A 17,621-nucleotide genomic window follows, 5' to 3' on the forward strand; every position below is an offset into this window, starting at 1 on the left:
CTGCGGTACCCCGCTCAGTCCCCGTCATGCCGGCCCCACCGGTCCCTGAAAACCGTATAACCGCACCCGAGGCGGGAGGGACCGGACAACGGGTGACGTGGCGTACATCAGTCAGCCAGCTGATCCACCAGTTCGGGGGTCAGCTCACCGATCGCGCCCAGCGTCACCGCGGCCAGCCGGGCGGCGTCCGGGTCCAGCGGGTACGAACCGTGCGGCACTGCCACCACCCGCATCCCCGCCGCCGCGGCCGAACGCACCCCGTTGGACGAATCCTCCACCGCCACGCAGCGGGCCGGGTCGACGCCCAGCCGCCCCGCGACGCTCAGGTACACGTCCGGCGCCGGTTTGCCCCGCTCGGTCTCCTCGGTGGACAGGGTGGTGGCGAACGCGTCGGTCAGACCCGTGGCGGCCAGTGCCGCCGCGATCAGCCGGGTCGGCGAGGAACTGGCCAACCCCATTTGCCACCGCGCGGCCAGCCGGCGCACCACCTGGTCGGCGTTGTCGATCAGCGGTACGTGCTCCCGGTAGCGCCGGGTCATCTCCTCGACCACCTCGTCGGCGACCTGTCCGGCGGTGCGCGCCACGCCCAGCTCACCGCTGAGATAGTGGGCCCACTCGCTGGTGCTCATGCCCATCAGCCGGCGCTGGGTGTCCGGCTGCCAGGCTCCGCCGTGCGTCGCCACGTACGCCCGCCGGACCTCCTCCCACACCGGTTCGGAATCCACGATCACGCCGTCCAGGTCGAAGACCACCGCATCCACCACGGCCCCATCCTGCCGGACCGGGGGCCGTCGGTCAGCCGGGCAGTGCGGGCAGCCCGATCGGGCTGTCGGCCGGAATCAGGGTGTGGCAGGCCCGGGCCATCGGCTCCAGAAGGTTGCGCAGCCGGTCCGTGTCGTCCGGGCCGAGCGCCCGCCACGGGTGCTCGGCGGCCCGGTCGGTGGCGTCCTCGACAGCCTGGAAAGCGGCCCGGCCGTGTTCCGTGGCCTCGCCGTCCGTGCTCAGCCAGCCCCGCCGCGCCAGCCGCTCGCGGGCAGCCCGCCACTGCTCCTCGGACCAGCCCCGGCCCAGCAGGTTCTGCGGCGACATGTCCACCGCGACCCGCCAGGCCAGCGTCTCCACCGGGTCCAGGCCGGCGGCGACCAGCGCGGCCACGTGCCCGTCTCCCCGGTGCTCGCGCAGCGTGGTGGCGGCCTGCCAGAGCCGGGACAGCGGGTACTCCCCGATCGGCAACGCCGCGTTGACCGCGCCGAGCACCCGGCCGGCGGTCTGCGTCGCCGACGCGGCCCGCTCCAGCAGATCGGCGGCCTCCGCCAGGTGCGCCTCTGGCAGCTCGTAGGTCAGCTCCGCGAGGGCCTGCACGGCACCGGTCAGCCGGGCCCGCAGGGCCTCCTGCGGGCTGGCCAACCGCCAGATCGCCGGCAGTGCCCGGCTCACCATCGGCGGCGCGAAGCTGAAGAAGGCGGCGATCACCGGGGCCGCGTCGGTGGCGCCCAGCGGCGCGGACCGGCCGGCGAAGTAACCCCGCCAGTAGCCGCGCAGCCCGACCGCCTCGTACGCCGCTCGTGCCCGGGGGTGGAAGTAGGTGACAGCGTGCACCGGCTCGAAGTGCGCCCACATCAACCGGGCGATCCGCCCGGGCTCGTCCAGCGCCGTCACGTGCACCTCCGCGTCCCGTCCGGATGCTCACCCCGGGAGGCGAGCCTCCCGGGGTGACGCCGAACCTACTGCCGGTGGGTGACGGGCCGGAAGCCCCATGTGAACAACTCCATCGCGCCCGGGCGAACACCGGGGCGATCCGGACGGGTCACTGGGCGGCGAGCACATCCACCACGAAGCGCAGCGGGCCTTCCGGCCGACCCATGGCGGCGGCGTCCTTGCCGTACGCCAGCTCGGACGGGATGTCGAGCTGCACCCGGCTGCCCACGGTCACGCCGACCAGGCCTTGGTCCCAGCCGGGGATGACCTGTTCCACGCCGATCGGGAAGGTGGCCGGCTGGCCGGCCTTCCAGGAGGAGTCGAACTCCTTGCCGTCCTTGTAGAAGACGCCCACGTAGTTCGTGGTGATGGTCTGGCCCTTCTGCACCGCCGGGCCGGTGCCCTTGATCAGGGGAGTCACCGTGAGCTTCTTCAGCTCGCCCTTGCCCGCCTCGACGGTCGGCTTGCTGCCCAGCGCCGGGTCGACGTCCGCCGGCAGCTGCGGTGCGGGAGGCGCGGCGGCCTCGTCCGGGGCCGGGGCGGACGCGGAGGCGGACGGTGTCGCGTCAGCCTGGTTCGCGGGCTTGTCGTCGCCCCCACCGACCAGCACGAAGACGGTGATCAGCACCGCCACCACGGCGATGCCGGCCAGCCCACCGGCCCACGCCTGACGGCGCCGCTTCGCCTCGGCCGCCTTCTGCGCGGCCAGCTGGGCGGCCAGCCGCCGCCCCGCCTTGGTTGCCGGACTCTGGCCCTCCGACCGGTTCTGCTTCGTGCTCTCGCTCACGTCGTCGACTCCCTGCTGCGAAGGTGTGGCCGGCACCCGGTGCCGGGGGGAAAGCCGACGCACACGGTACCCGCCTGACGGCCCACCGTGCCCACCCCGGACCGCCCGGATCGCTCTGCGGGCGCTCGCCCCGAGCCGGCGTGACGGTTATTCCGGCACCACCATGAAGTCCGTCACGAACGATGTCACCCCGCCATCGGTGGCCCGCCCGATCCAGGTGCCGTAGCAGCCGTCACCCCATCCCGTGGCGACGGTCACGACGTTGGCGCCGGTGGCCTCCTCCAGCACCGCGGTGATCAACCCCGGGACCGGTGAGGCGGGCAGCTCGGCCGGGATGAAGACCTTTTCCACCTGGTCTTCGTCCCAGGCTTCCAGGGCGGTGAGCGCCGTCGGGTCGGCGAGGGTGCCGGCGCCGGCGTCCACCCCGTACCCGAAGTAGTCGTCCGCGCCGAGGCTGGCGACGTCCTGGTCGCCGGCGACAGCCGGCTCCCAGCGCACCGTCGGCGCGTCCCGGACCACCAGCTCCAGCGCGGCCACCCGGCGGTCCACCTCGGCGTCCTCCCGGAGCACCACGGCCACCCAGGCGCGGGCGGGATGCCGCCCCGGGGGCACGGTGACCGTGAACGGCTCGGCCTCCGGGCAGACCAGCGGGTCACACCCGACCACCTGGCCGGTCGGCAGCACGATGTCGCCCACCGGGTGGGCCTCGATCACGTACGAGCCGTGCGCGTCGGTGAAGCGAGCGCCGGGCGTCAACAACCGGTCCAGATCAGGGGTGTACGGCATGGCGGCTCCTCCGGTGGCCAGCGGCCGGCGGAGCGTACCCGGTTCGGCCGACGCCTCCGTCGCTGCCGTGTGGTCAGGCGGTCTTGCGGGGTGCCGTCTTCCGGGCCGCCGTCTTCTTCGCCGGCTCCGCCTTCTTCGCGGGAGTCTTCTTGGCGGCCTTCTTCGCCGGTTCGGCCTTGGCCGCGGCCGTCTTCTTCTCGGCGGTCTTCTTCGCCGCGGTCTTCTTCGCGGGCGCCTTCGCCGCCTTCTTCTCGGCCGCCTTCTTGGCCGAGCGGGCCGACGAGATGGGCGTCGGCTCGCCGCCGCCACCACGGGCCGGCTGCTCGCCGCGGGCCGTCCGAGCCCGGTCCACCGATGCCTTCAGCGCGGCCATCAGGTCCACCGCCGCGGCCGGCGCCTCCTCCACCTCTTCCGGCTGCACGACCTCCCGACCCTCCACCTTGGCGTCGATGACCTCCTGCAACGCCGCCCGGTAGTCGTCGGTGAAGACGTCCGGCTCGAACTCACCGGTCATCGAGTCGATTAGGGAACTCGCCATCGCCAGCTCCGGCGGGCGCACCTTGAGGTCCTCGTCGAGGAAGCCGAAATCCGCCGTCCGGATCTCGTCCGGCCAGAGCATGGTGTTGAGCAGCAGCACGCCCTCGCGGACCCGGAGCGTGGCGAGCTGCTCCCGCTGGCGCAGCGCGACCTTGACGATGGCCACCCGCTCCGAGTCGAGTAGCGCGTCGCGCAGCAGCACGTACGGCTTGGTCGCCGTGCCCTCCGGCTCCAGGAAGTACGCCTTGTTGTAGAGGATCGGGTCGACCTGGTCGGCCGGGACGAACTCCAGCACGTCGATCGCGCGCGAGCTGGTCAGCGGCAGGTCGGCGAAGTCCTCGTCGGTGAGGATCACCATCTCCCCGCCGCCGATGTCGTAGCCCTTGGCGATGTCGTCGTAGGTGACCTCCTCGCCGCAGACCGAGCAGGTGCGCTTGTACCGGATCCGGCCGCCGTCCTCACGGTGCACCTGGTGGAACCGGATGTCCTTCTCCTCGGTCGCGGAGTAGAGCTTCACCCCGATCGAGACGAGCCCGAACGACACGGCTCCCTTCCAGATGGCCCGCATCCTCTGCTCCCTTCCCCGGTATCGACCATGCTCGCATCCGAAGGAACCGGACGCGAGGTGTTCGGCCTGCTACTACAGTCGGGTCGTGCCCGGCGCGCCGCTCAAGCCGATGCTCGCGATGACCGGGCCGCTCCCGGCGGGTGACGGCTGGGCGTACGAGTTCAAGTGGGACGGTGTCCGCGCGCTGGCCGACATCTCGGCCGGCGGCCAGCACCTGTACGCCCGTTCCGGCGTGGAGATCACCGCCGCGTACCCCGAACTGGCCACCCTGTCTGAGCAGGTCGACGACGCGCTGCTCGACGGTGAGGTGGTGCTGCTCGGTGAGGGTGGGCAGCCGTCGTTCACCGCGCTGGCCGAACGGATGCACGTCCGGGACCGGAACAAAGCGGCCCGGTTGGCGGCGGTCATGCCGGTGACGTACATGATCTTCGACCTGCTCCGGCTGAACGGCGACGACCTGACCGGCTGGCCGTATGAGCGCCGTCGGGAGGCTCTGGACGGGCTCGCTCTCGGCGGTGCCCGGTGGGCCGTGCCGCCGGTCTTCGCCGACGGTCCGGCCACCTACGAGGCGGCCAGCGAGCACGGACTGGAGGGGGTGATGGCCAAGCGGGTCGGCGCCGTCTACCGCCCCGGGGTGCGCTCGCCGGACTGGGTGAAGGTCAAGCTGGAGGTGACCGGCGACTTCGTCATCGGCGGCTGGCGACCGGGCGCGCGCCGGATCGGTGGGCTGCTGGTCGGGGTACCCGGGCCGGACGGCCGGTTGATCTACCGGGGCCGGGTGGGAGGTGGGATCGGCGCGGCCATCGAACGGCAGCTCCTCGCCGAGCTGGAGCCACTGCGCTCCGGCGTGTCACCGTTCGCGCCGGGTGTGCCACGCGAGGATGCCCGGGGTGCCATCTGGGTAACTCCCCGGGTGGTGGTGGAGGTGAAGTACGGCCAGCGCACCCCGGACGGCCGACTGCGCTTCCCCCGGGTGCTGCGGTTGCGCCCGGACAAGCCGCCGGAGGAGGTCGACGATGCCAGCTGACCGGTTGCGGGTGGACGTCGAGGGCCGCGCGCTGGACCTGTCCAATCTGGACAAGGTGCTCTATCCGTCGGCCGGCTTCACCAAGGGCGAGGTGATCGACTACTACACGCGGATCTCGCCGGTGCTGCTGCCGCACCTGCGGGACCGGGCACTCACCCGGATCAGGTTCCCCAACGGGGTCGACGACAAGTCGTTCTTCGAGAAGAACAAGCCGGCCGCGACGCCGGACTGGGTACGGGTGGAGACGCTGCCCGCGCCGGGGTCGACCAAGGGTCGGGAGACCATCGACTACGTGGTCGCCGACGACCTGCCGACGCTGGTCTGGCTGGCCAACCTGGCCGCGCTGGAGATGCACACGCCGCAGTGGAAGGTCGGCGAGCACCCGGACATGATGGTGGTGGACCTGGACCCGGGCCCACCGGCCGGGCTCGCCGAGTGCTGCCCGGTGGCGGTGCTGATGCGCGACCGGCTCGCTCTGGACGGGATCGAGTCGTACCCGAAGACGTCCGGCAAGAAGGGCATGCAACTCTGCTGCCCGATCGCCGGCATCCAGTCCTCCGATCTCGTTTCGGACTACGCCCGGCGGATCGCTCAGGAACTGGAGAAGGCGCACCCGAAGCTGATCGTGTCGAAGATGGCGAAGAACCTGCGCCCGGGGAAGGTCTTCATCGACTGGAGTCAGAACAACGCGGCGAAGACCACCGTGGCGCCGTACTCCCTGCGGGCACAGTCGATGCCATCGGTGTCGACGCCACTGACCTGGGACGAGGTCGAGGCCGGCGCCCGCGGCCGGAAGCCGGCCGTCCGCCAGTTCACCGCCGCCGAGGTGCTGGACCGGGTCGAGGAGTACGGCGACCTGCTCGCCCCGCTGCTCGACGGTGGCCCGGAACTGCCCGTCTGAGGCGATGCCGGCTCTCGTACCCTCGTGCCCATGGTCGAACGGGTGAGAGTTGCGGTCGCGGGAGTCGGTAACAACACGTCAGCATTGGTGCAGGGGATTGCTCTCTACCGCCAGACCGGCAGCCTGGTGGGTGTTCGTAGGCCGATGATCGACGGTCTCGGGGTGGCCGACATCGATTTCGTCGCGGCTTTCGCCACCTCCGCGGAGAAGATTGGCAAGGACCTGACCGAGGCGATCTTCGTGGCGCCCAACAACTTCCCCCGTCTCGACTGCGATCTTCCCAGGGCGGACGTGCCCGTAACCAGGGGCCTTGTCGATGCGACTGAGGTGGATCGGGTGGCAGCGGCGTTGGCCGGGGCGGAGGTGCTGCTCTACTCCGCACCGAGCGGCCGGCCGGAGACCGCCCGGGCCTACGCCGAGGCGGCCTGCAAAGCGGGTGTCGCCTTCGTCAACACCACGTCCGACGCGATAGCCCGCGACCCGATGTGGGGGGAACGGTTCCAGGAGGCCGGCCTGCCGTTGCTCGGTGACGACCTGGCCAGCCAGTTCGGCACCTCGGTGGTGCACAACGCGTTGCTGCGGTTGCTCGAGGAGCGGGGGCTCACCCTGGTGAGTTCATATCAGGTCAATCTGGGAGGTACCGAAGACTTCCGGAACCTGGTTGAGAACTCCAATACCAAGAAGCAGTCCAAGCTCAATGCGCTGTCGGCGGCTGACAAGGTCGAACTGGCTCCGCTCGGATACCTACCGCATCTGAAGTCGCAGAAGGTGGCGCATCTCAACATCGAGGCGCAGGGTTGGGGTGAGACGGCGATAAGCCTTGACGTGAAGCTGAAGGTGCATGACCCGAGCGGTGCTGCCGGCGTCAACATCGATCTGATTCGCATGGCGGCGAGCGCGCTCCGAGCTGGGCGCGGCGGTTATCTCGCCGAGGCGTCGTCGCTGCTCAAGTCCCCGCCTGGCACGGCGATCTGACCCTCAGGCCACCGTGACGGTGGGTGTCCGGATGGCGTGGCGGGTGCTCGTCACTGAGCGCGACGGGCATCGGTGCCCCCGGCCAGACCGCTCAACCCCTTTGCTCTGCTTACACGGGCGCAACACCACGTTGAGCTGCGGCTTCACGATGGCTTGCGTGGGCGGTGGCCATACCTGTGCTCGCGGAGTGTGAGTGTTGCGTATAGGTAAGCAGAGCAAAGGGTCTGGGGTGGGTGCGGCGGCCGGGGCCCGGAATCAAATCACCCTGCGTGATCGGCCCGGCGCCCCCTCGCGGTGGACGCCGGGCCGAGAGGCACGCGGTGAGGGGTCAGTCGCGGCCGAAGACCTTGCGGCTGGAGCCCAGCCGCAGGAGCACCGTCTCGCCGGTGGCGTCCTGGACCGCGTCGTTGTCGGTGATGGCGTAGACCTCGCCGTCGCCGGCCACGGTCAGGCCCTCCAGCTTCTCCTGCGTCCACCCGTTGGTGGCACGCAGCGCGGGCAGCACGTCGACGGCGAGCGTCTTCGGCAGCACCCGCAGCGGGCCGGGCGCCGCGGCCCCGCCCGGCAGCGGCACCGTGTAGATCCGCTTCACCGTGGCGGCGGGGCCGTTCAGCTTGTCCCGCTCGATGACCGCGAGCCGGTCGCCGACCACGGTGATCTCGGAGAGGCCCATCCAGTCACCCGGGACGCTGGTGGCGCCCAACCGGTAACCGAACCAGCTCCAGGTGCCGGCCGCGACGTCGTACCGGCCCAGCCGGACCACGCCGGCCGGGTCGGTGCTCAGCTCGCGCTGCACGGCCACCCAGACGATCTCCCTGCCCTGCCGGTCGGTGGTCGCGGTGACCCCCTCCAGGCCCTGCTTGGCCAGACCGGCGGCGACCTCCGTGGGCAGCGCGACGGTCTGCCGGGTGACCCCGGCGTCGTCCAGCCGGACCAGCTTGTTCTCCGGGCCCTTGGCGCCCTCGACAGCGAGCCAGAAGCCGCCCTGCGGACGGGCGAAGATGCCCTCCGCGTCGTACCCGACCGGTGCGCCGGTCGCGTCCTTCACCGGCAGCGCACCGGTGATCACGGCCGGCGTCCGCTTCGCGTCGATGGTGAGGATCCGGGTCTGGCTGTACGCCGCGTCGGTGACGCTGTAGAGCTGGTCCCGCTTGCCGGGTGCCGCGGTCAGCGCGCCGAGGGCGCCCCAACCGATCGGCGTACCCGCCCGGTCGGTGCCGGAGACGATGCTCGGGAACGCCGGAGTGCCCCGGCCCAGCTGGTAGAGCGACACCGAGGCGCGGACGCCGACCGAGGCGTCGTCCTCCTCGCTGGAGACGGCGAGCAGCCCCCGCGACGGGATGGGCAGCAGCCCCTCCGGTCCGTTGGTGGCCGGCAGCACCTGCCGGAACCGCGGGTCGGTCGGCCGGCTCAGGTCGTAGACGGCGACGAAGTTGCTGCGCTCCGAGCCGACGAACGCGTACCGCACGCCGTCGTACTCGGCGACGGCGACGCCCTCCGGCTCGGTGCCCTTCTTCGCGGCCCGGTCCTCGTTGTGCAGCCCGTACGTGACGGCGAGCCGCTCGAAGGTGTTGCCGGCGTCCCAGGCGACCCGCCCGCTGCGGCTGTCGAAGACGGACCAGCCGCGGGTGCCGCCCCGCCAGTCACCCTCGTTCGCCGTGGCGAGGTAGCGGTCGTCGATCCAGGCCACCGCGTCCGGCTCGCGCGGCACATCGGTGATGCCGCCGGTCAGGTTGATCGTGCCGTCCTTGACGGTGTCGATCCCGCTGATCGTCGCCGTGCCGGCGCTGAACACCTTGGTGACCCGGCCGGTGGGCAGGTCGACCAGGGCGACGCCGTTGTTCTCCTGAAGCGTCACCGCCAGCTGGTTAAGGCTGTTGATCGAGACGTACTCCGGCTCCGGGTCGGTCGGCGCGGCGAGGCCGGCCTGGACCAGGGCGGGCAGGGCGCTCCCGTCGGCGCCGGTCAACGGGACCGGCCGCAGCCGCCAACCGGCCGGGGTCTTGCCGGCGAGATCGACGATCTGCACGAAGCCCGCGGGTGCCTGCGGCAGGTCGCCCTCCTCGCCGCCGGGCGGGGTGGCCTCCTCGTCGCGCTCGTTCTCGATGGCGATCGCGGCGTACCGCTGGTCCTTGCTGATCGCGATCGAGTCGGGCTGGCCGCCGAGGTCGAAGCTCGCGACCCGCTTGCGGCTGACCAGCTCGATCACGTCCAGCCGGCCGGACGGCTCGGTGTAGCTGCTGCTGGTGTTCACCACCACCATTACGTACTTCCCGACCACGGCGACCGAGGTCGGCTCGTCCTCGGCGTTGCCGAGCTGCGCCAGGGAGAGGGTGCCGAGGCCGCGCGGCCGGTCGGCCCGGGAGATGTCGAGGAAGCCGATCCGTCGGGCCAGCGCGTCCGTGTGAACCAGGGTCCGGCCGTCCGGGCTGACCGCCGAGATCTCGGCGACCGTCGGGGTCGCCGGGTCCTCACCGGCCGGACGGTTCTGAAAGACCGGGTACGTGGCAACCCGATCGAAGGCGCGCGACGTGTCCGAGTGGTGGTGTCCGCCGGCCGACGCGGGGGTGACACCGGTCAGGCTGGCGGCAGCGACACCGGCCGCGGTGAGCGCGGTGAATGCTCTTCTGAATGTCAAGGACTTCCTCCGTTAGGTCGTACCCGGACGGAGGTTGACACCCGAGAAGGAGCATCAGCTTGCGCGCACATGAACAGCCGGCGAAGTGCGGCGCAGCCGCCACCAGGCGCCACCGATCAGGACCACGGTGACCACGCTGACCGCCACGTCGCCGGCCAGCGCCGCCGCCGGGCTCGCCGGGGAGTACGGCGGCACCAGGTACGCGAACGCGGCCGCGCTGACCAGGCTCCCAGAGCCGGCGACGAGCACGTGCCGCTGCCCCCAGCCGGCGCGGGACGACCAGTACGCGATCAGCCCTCCGGTGCCGGCGGCGAGCGCCAGCGCGACGGCCATTCCCGGCCAACCGGGTGTCAGGTCGGTGCCGAGGTGGACGAGAACGACCACCAGGCCCACCCAGATCGGGCCGGGCACCCGACGGGCGCGCCGCGGGTTTGGGTGGCGCCAGCGGGGCAGCAGGGCCAGCGCGACGAGCGCGAGGACCACCGCCGCGGCGAACGTCAGCTGGAGCGGGCTGGCCAGGAAGCCCTTCCGGCCGCTGTCCGAGAAGATCAGCAGGCTACCGAGCAGGTAGATCACGCCGACCACGACGAGCCCGGGCCGGCGGAGCCACGGGCGGAGCCGGCGGTTTCGGCCGAGGAACGACTCGACGATCACGATCGGCGCGCAGATGGTCAACGTGATGTGGTTGCCCACGTAGTCGAAGGCCTGTCGGACGCTGAACCCGAGTCCCGGCACCAGCGTCGCCTCGGCGGCGGCTCGGGTGTCGGCGTACTCGGTGTCGTCCAGGTAGCCCGGGTTGAACAGCGACTGGTCGACCAGGCCCGCCTGGAGCACGCCGAACGCGGCGGCGAGCAGCACGATCGCCGGCCATCCCGCGCCGAGGTGCCGGGCGGTCTCCCGGATCAGGATGGCGGCCCCGCCGTACATCGGCCCGAGGATGAGCACCACCGGGAGGAAGTCTTCGAGGGTGAAACCGCCCCAGGAGCACTCGGCGGCCCAGGGCGCGAGCAGCAGCAACGCGACCACCGGCACGAGCCGGCGGCGCAGTGGAAGACGGTCGGCGGTGACGGGCGAGTCGGCGGCGGGGTGGCACTCGGTCGGCATGGGCGCTCCTCGGCGACGTTCCGGGACCACCCGTACCCTGCGCGGGCCACCCGGACATCCACTACGGCCATCGGCCGACGACGGGCGCGACCAAAGTCGTTGAGTAGGGTGGTTCGACGCCGTCACCCGGGGAGCGTGGAGATGCAGCCAACCGCCACGGCCGACCTGTCGGTCCCGCCCGCCGACGCCGAGCGTCCACTGCTCAGCTACCGCGACGAGGCGACCGGCGAGCGGGTCGACCTGACCGCGCACCAGGTCGGCGCCTGGGCGGCGCGCAGCGCCGGTCTGCTGCGGGACGGCTGCGGGCTCGGCCCCGGCAGCCGCGTAGCGGTGCTGCTGCCGCCGCACTGGCGTACCGCTGCGGTTCTGTTGGGCGCCTGGGCCTCCGGCCTCGCGGTGTCGTTCCGGCCCCGCGCCACCGCTGGCCTGCCGGTCCTCGAACCGGGCGGCGACCGGCCGTTCGATGCCGTCTTCGTGACCCCCGAGCGGCAGGACGACTGGCTGGAGGACGTGCCGGACGCTCCACACCGCTACCTCGTCGGTACCGGTCCGGGGGCGCTGGCCGACGTGCCGCTGGGCTGGCTCGACTGGTCCGCCGAGGTGCTCCGGCACCCGGACGCCACGCCCGACCACACCGCCATTCACCCGTCCGACCCGGCCAGCGCGGACGGCACGACCTACGGCCAGTGGGGCGCGCTCGCCCAGGGCATCGCCGAGATGCTGGACCTACGTGCCGGCGACCGGCTGCTGGTCGACGCCGCCGAGCACGAGCAGCCGCTGAAGTGGCTGCTGGCCCCGCTCTCCGCTGGCGCGTCCGTGGTGATCAGCGCCAACCTCGACCCTGCTCGGCGGGACGCGGTGGTCGCCGCCGAGCAGGTCACCCGGGTTCTCTAGGGGACGTCACTCCGGCCGTCGTCCAGGTCAGTCGAACGCGGCGGCGAACATGCCGGGCTCGTAGGAACCGCCCCGCTGGTGCACGATCACGGCGAGGCGGTTGGCCGCGTTGATCAGGGCGACCAGGGCGACCAGCGCGGCGATCTGGTCGTCGTCGTAGTGCTTGCGCACCTGAGCCCAGGTTTCGTCGGACACGCCCTGGTAGGCGTCGGCGAGTCGGGTGCCCTCCTCGGCGAGCGCCAGCGCGGCCTGCTCGGCCTCCGTGAAGACGGTGGACTCGCGCCAGGCGGCCACCAGGTTGAGCCGAACCGGGCTCTCGCCGGCCGCTGCGGCGTCCTTCGTGTGCGCGTCGATGCACCAGCCGCAGCCGTTGATCTGGCTGGCCCGAAGGGACACCAACTCCTGCGTGGACTTCGGCAGCGGCGACTGCTGAATCACCATGCCGGCGTTGGCGAACCGCTTGGCGAACTTCATGGCGATCTCGTTGTCGAACATGTTGAATCGGGCGTCCATGGTTCCGTCCTTCACTTCCGGCGTTCGATCGGACGAACATGAGATGCCGGCGAGCAGAGTCCTGTGACAGAACGGCAGGGTGACAGCGATAACAGCGCTCCTCGGCCCCCTGCCGTTACACCCCCCATCAGCCCTGTACGCAGGCCTTTTGCCGCTGCCACCGACGTGATCTCATACCGGGAAGACGACGTCGTCGAGCTGATCACGACGACCCCGCGCCGTCTCCATTCCCTCGAGAGGTGCACCGATGCACAGGAGACCAATCTTCCGACTGGCAGTCCTCACCGCCACCGCCGCGACGCTCCTGGCGTCCGGTGGCGGCTACGCCGCGGTGGCGGCACCCGCTCCCGTATCCCCGGGTGTCGGCGCGTGTGAGCCGGGTGCCGAGGCGCACAGCGCGGCCCGGGTCGCCAAGGGCGCCACTGCGCAAGAGCCGAAGCTGTACTCCAACAACGAGGCGAACGCCTACGGGGTGATCAAGGACGCCCCGCGCCTCGCCAACGGCAGCGTGACCGTGCCGACGGTCTTCCACATGGTCTCCGACCAACCGCTCAGCGCGGCCGAGACGGCCAGGTGGAACACCCTGATCGCGGCGCAGATGACGGTGCTCAACGACTCGTTCGCGGGGCGCACGGCAGCGAACGCCTCCGACACGCCGTTCCGGTTCTCGCTCGTCGACACGACGTGGACGGTGAACAGCGCCTGGTACACGGTCGAGCCGGGCAAGAACGAGCGGGACATGAAGAAGGCGCTGTACACCGGCGACTCGAAAACCCTGAACGTGTACGCGGCCAACATCGGCGGCGGGCTCCTCGGCTGGGCGTACTTCCCGAAGGGTTACAACAACGGCCGGGACTACATCGACGGCGTGGTGATGCTCGACGAGTCGATGCCGGGCGGTACGGCGGGCAAGTACTCCCTCGGTGACACCCTGACCCACGAGGTGGGGCACTGGCTCATGCTGGAGCACACCTTCGCCCACGGGTGCTCCGCTGCCGGCGACTTCGTCGCGGACACTCCGCGGGAGGCGGCGCCGCAGTTCGACTGCCCGCTGGGCGCGGACACCTGCACCGCACCCGGGCTGGACCCGATCCACAACTTCATGGACTACACGCAGGACTCCTGCATGAACATGTTCACCGTCGGACAGGCGGACCGGATGAGCGACGCCTGGGTGGCGTTCCGGGCCGGCGGCGCCGGGTAGATAGCGCGTCTCGGGGTCGACGGGCCGCTGGATGGTGGCTCGTCGACCCCGTTGCTTCACCCTTCCGGTGGAGCCGACGTGTTCCACCATTTCTCACATCTCGCCCGCTCATACGCTTCGCCGAAGGCACGTGCGCTGTCGGAGCGCCGGCCGCTTTCCACACCGGCGGAGGGGACATGGCGTCGAGGCGTACACGTCGGACACTGATCTCGGCGGTCGCCGGCGGCCTGTTCGCCCTCGGTGTGCTCGCACCGGGCCCGGCCGCCGCGCCGCCGCTGCCCCGCGCGGCGCAGGCAGCCGATTCGTCCCACCCGGAAGAGCCCCGGCCCCCGCAGCTCCCGGCCGACTTCCAGGGCACCGGCCGGTACATCGTTCGCGACCTCGGGATCGACGTGCCGTTCACCTGGCAGGGCAGGGACGGCAACAGCCAGATGATCGCCGGGGGCCCGGAGCATCCGATCTGGTTCACGAACCTGATCTACGAGAACACGCTCTACACGCTCACCTACAAGTGGCCGAACATCCCACTGTTTCCGCCGCGGGCGTGCAGCAAGGTCCCGGGGTTCTTCAACCGACAGATCTTCAACGACAAGCTGAAGGCCGCGCGCTTCGTCGGACCGGAAATCCTGCAGGGGGAGAAGGACCGGCACGTCGACCACTGGCGGGTCGGTGTCGTCGGGGGTTCCTCCGTGCCGGGCGAGGTGTTCCGGTTCCCGATCGCGCTCGGCGACATCTACGTCGACCAGCGGGATCCGAGCCGGTGGTGGCAGGTGTTGCAGTTCGGCCTGCAGAACCTCTTCGACCCGGAGCTGGACGAGTGGTTCACGATGACAACGTTCGACCACCGGCCGGGCGAGGTCACGCTCCCGGACCGCTGCCCGCCCCCAACGTCGTGATTTCGCACGTGTCAGTCGACGGTCGGGAGCTTCGGGCCGAGGACGTCATCGGCGTCCACGATGGTGTACGCGTAGCCCTGCTCGGCGAGGAAGCGCTGACGGTGTGCCGCGTACTCGGTGTCGATCGTGTCCCGTGACACCACCGTGTAGAAGTGCGCCTGCCGGCCGTCGGCCTTCGGCCGCAGCACCCGGCCGAGCCGCTGCGCCTCCTCCTGGCGAGACCCGAACGTCCCCGACACCTGGATCGCCACCGCCGCCTCCGGCAGGTCGATGGAGAAGTTGCCGACCTTGGAGATGACCAGCGTGCGGATCTCCCCGGACCGGAACGCGTCGAAGAGCCGTTCGCGCTCCTTGTTGGTGGTCGAGCCCTGGATGATCGGCGCGTCCAGGTATTCGCCGAGCTGGTGCAGCTGGTCGATGTACGCGCCGATCACCAGCACCTGGTCGTCGGGGTGCCGGTCGACCAGAGCCCGGACCACCGGCAGCTTGGTGCGCGCGGTCGCCGCCATCCGGTAGCGCTCCTCGGCCTCCGCGGTCGCGTACGACATCCGCTCCGCGTCGGTCAGCGTCACCCGGACCTCGGTGCACTCGGCCGGGGCGATCCAGCCCTGGGACTCGATGTCCTTCCACGGGGCGTCGTACCGCTTCGGGCCGATCAGGCTGAACACGTCACCCTCCCGGCCGTCCTCGCGAACCAGGGTGGCGGTCAGGCCGAGCCGGCGGCGGGCCTGGAGGTCGGCGGTGAACCGGAAGATCGGCGCGGGCAGCAGGTGCACCTCGTCGTAGACGACCAGGCCCCAGTCGCGGGCCCCGAACAGGTCCAGGTGGGTGAATGCGCCGCCGCGCCGCGAGGTGAGCACCTGGTACGTGGCGATGGTGACCGGGCGGATCTCCTTGCGCTCGCCGGAGTATTCGCCGATCTCCTCCTCGGTCAGCGAGGTGCGGGCGATCAGCTCCCGCTTCCACTGCCGGCCGGCGACGGTGTTGGTGACCAGGATCAGCGTGGTGGCCTTCGCCTCGGCCATCGCGGCCGCGCCGACCAGGGTCTTGCCGGCGCCGCAGGGCAGCACGACCACGCCCGACCCGCCGGCCCAGAACGCCTCCACGGCCTCCCGCTGGTACGACCGCAGCGTCCACGGCTTGCCGCCGTCCTTGCCGGCCTCGGCCAGCTCGATCGGGTGGGCCTCGCCGTCCACGTAGCCGGCCAGGTCCTCCGCCGGCCAGCCCAGCTTGAGCAGGGCCTGCTTGAGCCGGCCGCGCTCGGACGGGTGCACCTGGATGGTGTCGTCGTCGATCTTGTTGCCGAGCATGCCGGCGAGCTTCTTGCTCTTGGCCACCTCGATCAGCACGAGCCGGTCCAGTGCGCGCAGCACCAGGCCGTACGCCGGATCGTTGGCGAGTTGGAGCCGGCCGTACCGGTCCATCGTCTCGGCCACGTCCACCAGCAGCGCGTGCGGCACCGGGTAGCGCGAGTACTTGATCAGCGAGTCGACCACGCCCTCGGCGTCGTGCCCCGCCGCGCGGGCGTTCCACAGGCCGAGTGGGGTCAGCCGGTAGGTGTGCACGTGTTCGGGAGAGCGCTCCAGCTCGGCGAAGGGTGCGATGGCAATTCGGCAGGCCTGCGCGTCCGGGTGGTCGATCTCCAGCAGCAGGGTCTTGTCCGACTGCACGATCAGTGGTCCACCGCTCACGCCAGGGTCCTCTCCTCCGGTTGGCCGTCCGGTCGTGGCGCCTGCTTACCCGCCGCTGGCCGACCATCCAGTGTTGCACGGTGCGGACTGTCGGAAGAAAGATGCTCACCGGGCGCAACCGACATGGCACTTGCAAACGTCTAGCAAAGGGACGACAGCCCAGGGGAGGTCCCATGAAGCATGTCCGGCTCACTTCCCGACTTGTCGCCCTGGTGGTGGTCACGCTGGTCGGCGCCGGTGCGTGCGCGTTCGATCCGCAGGCCGGCGGGGGTGGCGGCGGGGGAGCCGCCCCGGCAGGTGCGGCGGAACAGGTAACGGGGGCGAGCGGCACGCCCGGGCCGGACCAGCGCGGCCGGCCCGCGACGACCGCGCCGACGCGGACGCCGACACCGAAGCCCACCCGGAGTGTCACGCCGACGCCGACCAGCAGCACGCGGCCGGCACCGGCCACCAGCACCGCCAAGCCGGCCGCCGGCTGCCCGCAGGGCGAGCACCAGCGCGCCGTGGAGACCTACCTGGCCCGGTTGGGTGGGTTCGGGCCGGTGACCGTGGACGGCCGGCAGTCCGCCGCCGACTGCGCCGCGATCAAGAAGTTCCAGCGGCGGTACGGCATCCGCCCCGTCGAGGGTCGCGCCGGGCCGACCACCTACGACGTGGCAAAGCGCCTCGGCACCACCGACACGGCTCGCTGCAAGGCCGGCACGGGCACCACCTTCTGCGTGGACCTGACCCGGCAGACCGTCTGGGCGGTCCGAGGCGGCAAGGTGATCATGGCGCCGACGGTGACCCGCACCGGGATGGCCGGCTACCGCACCCCGGCCGGCACCTACAAGGTCAACTACCGCAATCCGAAGGAGTGGTCCGACCCGTACGAGGTGTGGCTGCCGTACTGGCAGCACTTCACCCAGGGGATGGGCTTCCACGAGACCACCACCTACCTGCACAACAAGTCGATCGGCTCGCACGGCTGCGTCAACCTGCTGCACGCCGACGCCGTCCGGATGTGGGAGCTGGGGAAGGTGGGCACCCGGGTGGTGCTGATCGGCCGCCGCCCCGGCACCTGAGCGACGACCCGCCCGACTCGGGGTTTTATCCCCTGTCACACCGGTCCCGGTAGTGACACCCTGGGAGTCCAGGGCCGGACCGGGCGGGGAGGCTGGGTATGACGGTCGACCGTGACGTCATAGAAGCGCACGACCAGGCTCCACCGGACGAGGTGTCCCGCGCGACCGTGGTCGCGTACGCCGTCGCGGCGGCGCTCCTCGTCGGGTGGTTTCTCTTCGGCTGGCTGGTGCTGCGGCAGGGCTTCGTCGATTCGATCGGGGAGTCCGCCGGCGCCGGCTTCGCGCTGTTGCTGATCATCTCGGTCGTCGGCACCGTACGCCGCAGCCGACGCTGACCA

17 protein-coding genes are annotated in these 17,621 nt (G+C 71.2%); 8 read left to right on the forward strand and 9 right to left on the reverse strand.

All coding sequences use genetic code 11. The features are described 5' to 3' along the window. Positions 1 to 107: 107 nt before the first annotated feature. The 5 genes from ACFYPS_RS05230 to ACFYPS_RS05250 all read right to left on the reverse strand — a co-directional run bounded on the left by ACFYPS_RS05230 (position 108) and on the right by ACFYPS_RS05250 (position 4,376). A complete protein-coding gene (locus ACFYPS_RS05230) occupies positions 108 to 764 on the reverse strand; it encodes an HAD family phosphatase (RefSeq protein WP_354964389.1) in 657 nt (218 codons plus the stop codon). A 31-nt stretch (positions 765 to 795) separates the two neighbouring features. After that, positions 796 to 1,620 (reverse strand): hypothetical protein, encoded by an 825-nt coding sequence (locus ACFYPS_RS05235; RefSeq protein ID WP_354964625.1) that lies wholly within the window; start codon positions 1,618 to 1,620, stop codon positions 796 to 798. Between the two features lie 187 nt (positions 1,621 to 1,807). Next, the gene (locus ACFYPS_RS05240) at positions 1,808 to 2,521 is read right to left on the reverse strand and encodes an FKBP-type peptidyl-prolyl cis-trans isomerase (RefSeq protein ID WP_354964626.1); all 714 of its coding nucleotides are present in this window, start codon (positions 2,519 to 2,521) and stop codon (positions 1,808 to 1,810) included. A gap of 111 nt (positions 2,522 to 2,632) precedes the next feature. Continuing rightward, positions 2,633 to 3,271 (reverse strand): DUF4241 domain-containing protein, encoded by a 639-nt coding sequence (locus ACFYPS_RS05245; RefSeq protein ID WP_354964390.1) that lies wholly within the window; start codon positions 3,269 to 3,271, stop codon positions 2,633 to 2,635. A gap of 73 nt (positions 3,272 to 3,344) precedes the next feature. Further along, positions 3,345 to 4,376: a Ku protein gene (locus tag ACFYPS_RS05250; protein ID WP_354964391.1), complete on the reverse strand. Its 1,032-nt coding sequence runs from the start codon at positions 4,374 to 4,376 to the stop codon at positions 3,345 to 3,347. A gap of 85 nt (positions 4,377 to 4,461) precedes the next feature. Here ACFYPS_RS05250 and ligD (ACFYPS_RS05255) point away from each other — a divergent pair, with 85 nt between their 5' ends. Genes ligD (ACFYPS_RS05255) through ACFYPS_RS05265 form a run of 3 tightly spaced genes read left to right on the forward strand, consistent with a single transcriptional unit; the run spans position 4,462 to position 7,279 of the window. Continuing rightward, complete coding sequence (gene ligD / locus ACFYPS_RS05255) at positions 4,462 to 5,403, forward strand: non-homologous end-joining DNA ligase (RefSeq protein ID WP_354964392.1); 942 nt, start codon at positions 4,462 to 4,464, stop codon at positions 5,401 to 5,403. Further along, a complete protein-coding gene (gene ligD, locus ACFYPS_RS05260) occupies positions 5,393 to 6,304 on the forward strand; it encodes a non-homologous end-joining DNA ligase (RefSeq protein ID WP_354964393.1) in 912 nt (303 codons plus the stop codon). The genes ligD (ACFYPS_RS05255) and ligD (ACFYPS_RS05260) overlap by 11 nt, the downstream gene beginning before the upstream one ends. A gap of 30 nt (positions 6,305 to 6,334) precedes the next feature. Then, positions 6,335 to 7,279: an inositol-3-phosphate synthase gene (locus ACFYPS_RS05265; RefSeq protein WP_354964394.1), complete on the forward strand. Its 945-nt coding sequence runs from the start codon at positions 6,335 to 6,337 to the stop codon at positions 7,277 to 7,279. Positions 7,280 to 7,607: 328 nt separating this feature from the next. On the opposite strand, the gene ACFYPS_RS05270 is transcribed toward ACFYPS_RS05265, so the two are convergent. Beyond that, the gene (locus ACFYPS_RS05270; protein ID WP_354964395.1) at positions 7,608 to 9,917 is read right to left on the reverse strand and encodes an esterase-like activity of phytase family protein; all 2,310 of its coding nucleotides are present in this window, start codon (positions 9,915 to 9,917) and stop codon (positions 7,608 to 7,610) included. 54 nt (positions 9,918 to 9,971) lie between these two features. Then, complete coding sequence (locus ACFYPS_RS05275) at positions 9,972 to 11,021, reverse strand: hypothetical protein (RefSeq protein WP_387322870.1); 1,050 nt, start codon at positions 11,019 to 11,021, stop codon at positions 9,972 to 9,974. Between the two features lie 141 nt (positions 11,022 to 11,162). On the opposite strand from ACFYPS_RS05275, the gene ACFYPS_RS05280 reads away from it, so the two are divergent. Then, a complete protein-coding gene (locus ACFYPS_RS05280) occupies positions 11,163 to 11,915 on the forward strand; it encodes a TIGR03089 family protein (RefSeq protein ID WP_354964397.1) in 753 nt (250 codons plus the stop codon). Positions 11,916 to 11,942: 27 nt separating this feature from the next. On the opposite strand, the gene ACFYPS_RS05285 is transcribed toward ACFYPS_RS05280, so the two are convergent. After that, on the reverse strand, positions 11,943 to 12,428 hold the full coding sequence (locus ACFYPS_RS05285) for a carboxymuconolactone decarboxylase family protein (RefSeq protein ID WP_354964398.1): 486 nt from the start codon (positions 12,426 to 12,428) through the stop codon (positions 11,943 to 11,945). Positions 12,429 to 12,675: 247 nt separating this feature from the next. Between ACFYPS_RS05285 and ACFYPS_RS05290 the strand changes: the two genes are divergently transcribed. Continuing rightward, positions 12,676 to 13,632, forward strand: a complete 957-nt coding sequence (locus ACFYPS_RS05290; RefSeq protein ID WP_354964399.1) for a zinc metalloprotease — start codon at positions 12,676 to 12,678, stop codon at positions 13,630 to 13,632. A gap of 176 nt (positions 13,633 to 13,808) precedes the next feature. Then, complete coding sequence (locus ACFYPS_RS05295) at positions 13,809 to 14,528, forward strand: hypothetical protein (protein ID WP_354964400.1); 720 nt, start codon at positions 13,809 to 13,811, stop codon at positions 14,526 to 14,528. 11 nt (positions 14,529 to 14,539) lie between these two features. Here the strand turns inward: ACFYPS_RS05295 and ACFYPS_RS05300 are convergent, their stop codons facing one another. Beyond that, entirely contained in the window at positions 14,540 to 16,219 is a 1,680-nt protein-coding gene (locus ACFYPS_RS05300; RefSeq protein WP_354964401.1) for a DNA repair helicase XPB, read from the reverse strand. A 173-nt stretch (positions 16,220 to 16,392) separates the two neighbouring features. Between ACFYPS_RS05300 and ACFYPS_RS05305 the strand changes: the two genes are divergently transcribed. Together ACFYPS_RS05305 and ACFYPS_RS05310 are read left to right on the forward strand one after the other, a co-directional pair. Then, entirely contained in the window at positions 16,393 to 17,283 is an 891-nt protein-coding gene (locus ACFYPS_RS05305; RefSeq protein ID WP_354964402.1) for a L,D-transpeptidase family protein, read from the forward strand. Positions 17,284 to 17,381: 98 nt separating this feature from the next. Then, complete coding sequence (locus ACFYPS_RS05310) at positions 17,382 to 17,618, forward strand: hypothetical protein (protein ID WP_354964403.1); 237 nt, start codon at positions 17,382 to 17,384, stop codon at positions 17,616 to 17,618. The last annotated feature ends 3 nt before the right edge of the window (positions 17,619 to 17,621 follow it).

Source organism: Micromonospora sp. NPDC005087, from assembly GCF_042872965.1.
Taxonomy (GTDB): Bacteria; Actinomycetota; Actinomycetes; order Mycobacteriales; family Micromonosporaceae; genus Micromonospora.

Coding starts and splice junctions, on each gene's coding strand:
- ACFYPS_RS05235 (WP_354964625.1), bottom strand. CDS start 1,620: ATGTGGGCGCACTTCGAGCCGGTGCACGCTGTCACCTACTTCCACCCC.
- ACFYPS_RS05245 (WP_354964390.1), bottom strand. CDS start 3,271: ATGCCGTACACCCCTGATCTGGACCGGTTGTTGACGCCCGGCGCTCGC.
- ACFYPS_RS05250 (WP_354964391.1), bottom strand. CDS start 4,376: ATGCGGGCCATCTGGAAGGGAGCCGTGTCGTTCGGGCTCGTCTCGATC.
- ligD (WP_354964393.1), top strand. CDS start 5,393: ATGCCAGCTGACCGGTTGCGGGTGGACGTCGAGGGCCGCGCGCTGGAC.
- ACFYPS_RS05265 (WP_354964394.1), top strand. CDS start 6,335: ATGGTCGAACGGGTGAGAGTTGCGGTCGCGGGAGTCGGTAACAACACG.
- ACFYPS_RS05275 (WP_387322870.1), bottom strand. CDS start 11,021: ATGCCGACCGAGTGCCACCCCGCCGCCGACTCGCCCGTCACCGCCGAC.
- ACFYPS_RS05280 (WP_354964397.1), top strand. CDS start 11,163: ATGCAGCCAACCGCCACGGCCGACCTGTCGGTCCCGCCCGCCGACGCC.
- ACFYPS_RS05285 (WP_354964398.1), bottom strand. CDS start 12,428: ATGGACGCCCGATTCAACATGTTCGACAACGAGATCGCCATGAAGTTC.
- ACFYPS_RS05290 (WP_354964399.1), top strand. CDS start 12,676: ATGCACAGGAGACCAATCTTCCGACTGGCAGTCCTCACCGCCACCGCC.
- ACFYPS_RS05295 (WP_354964400.1), top strand. CDS start 13,809: ATGGCGTCGAGGCGTACACGTCGGACACTGATCTCGGCGGTCGCCGGC.
- ACFYPS_RS05305 (WP_354964402.1), top strand. CDS start 16,393: ATGAAGCATGTCCGGCTCACTTCCCGACTTGTCGCCCTGGTGGTGGTC.
- ACFYPS_RS05310 (WP_354964403.1), top strand. CDS start 17,382: ATGACGGTCGACCGTGACGTCATAGAAGCGCACGACCAGGCTCCACCG.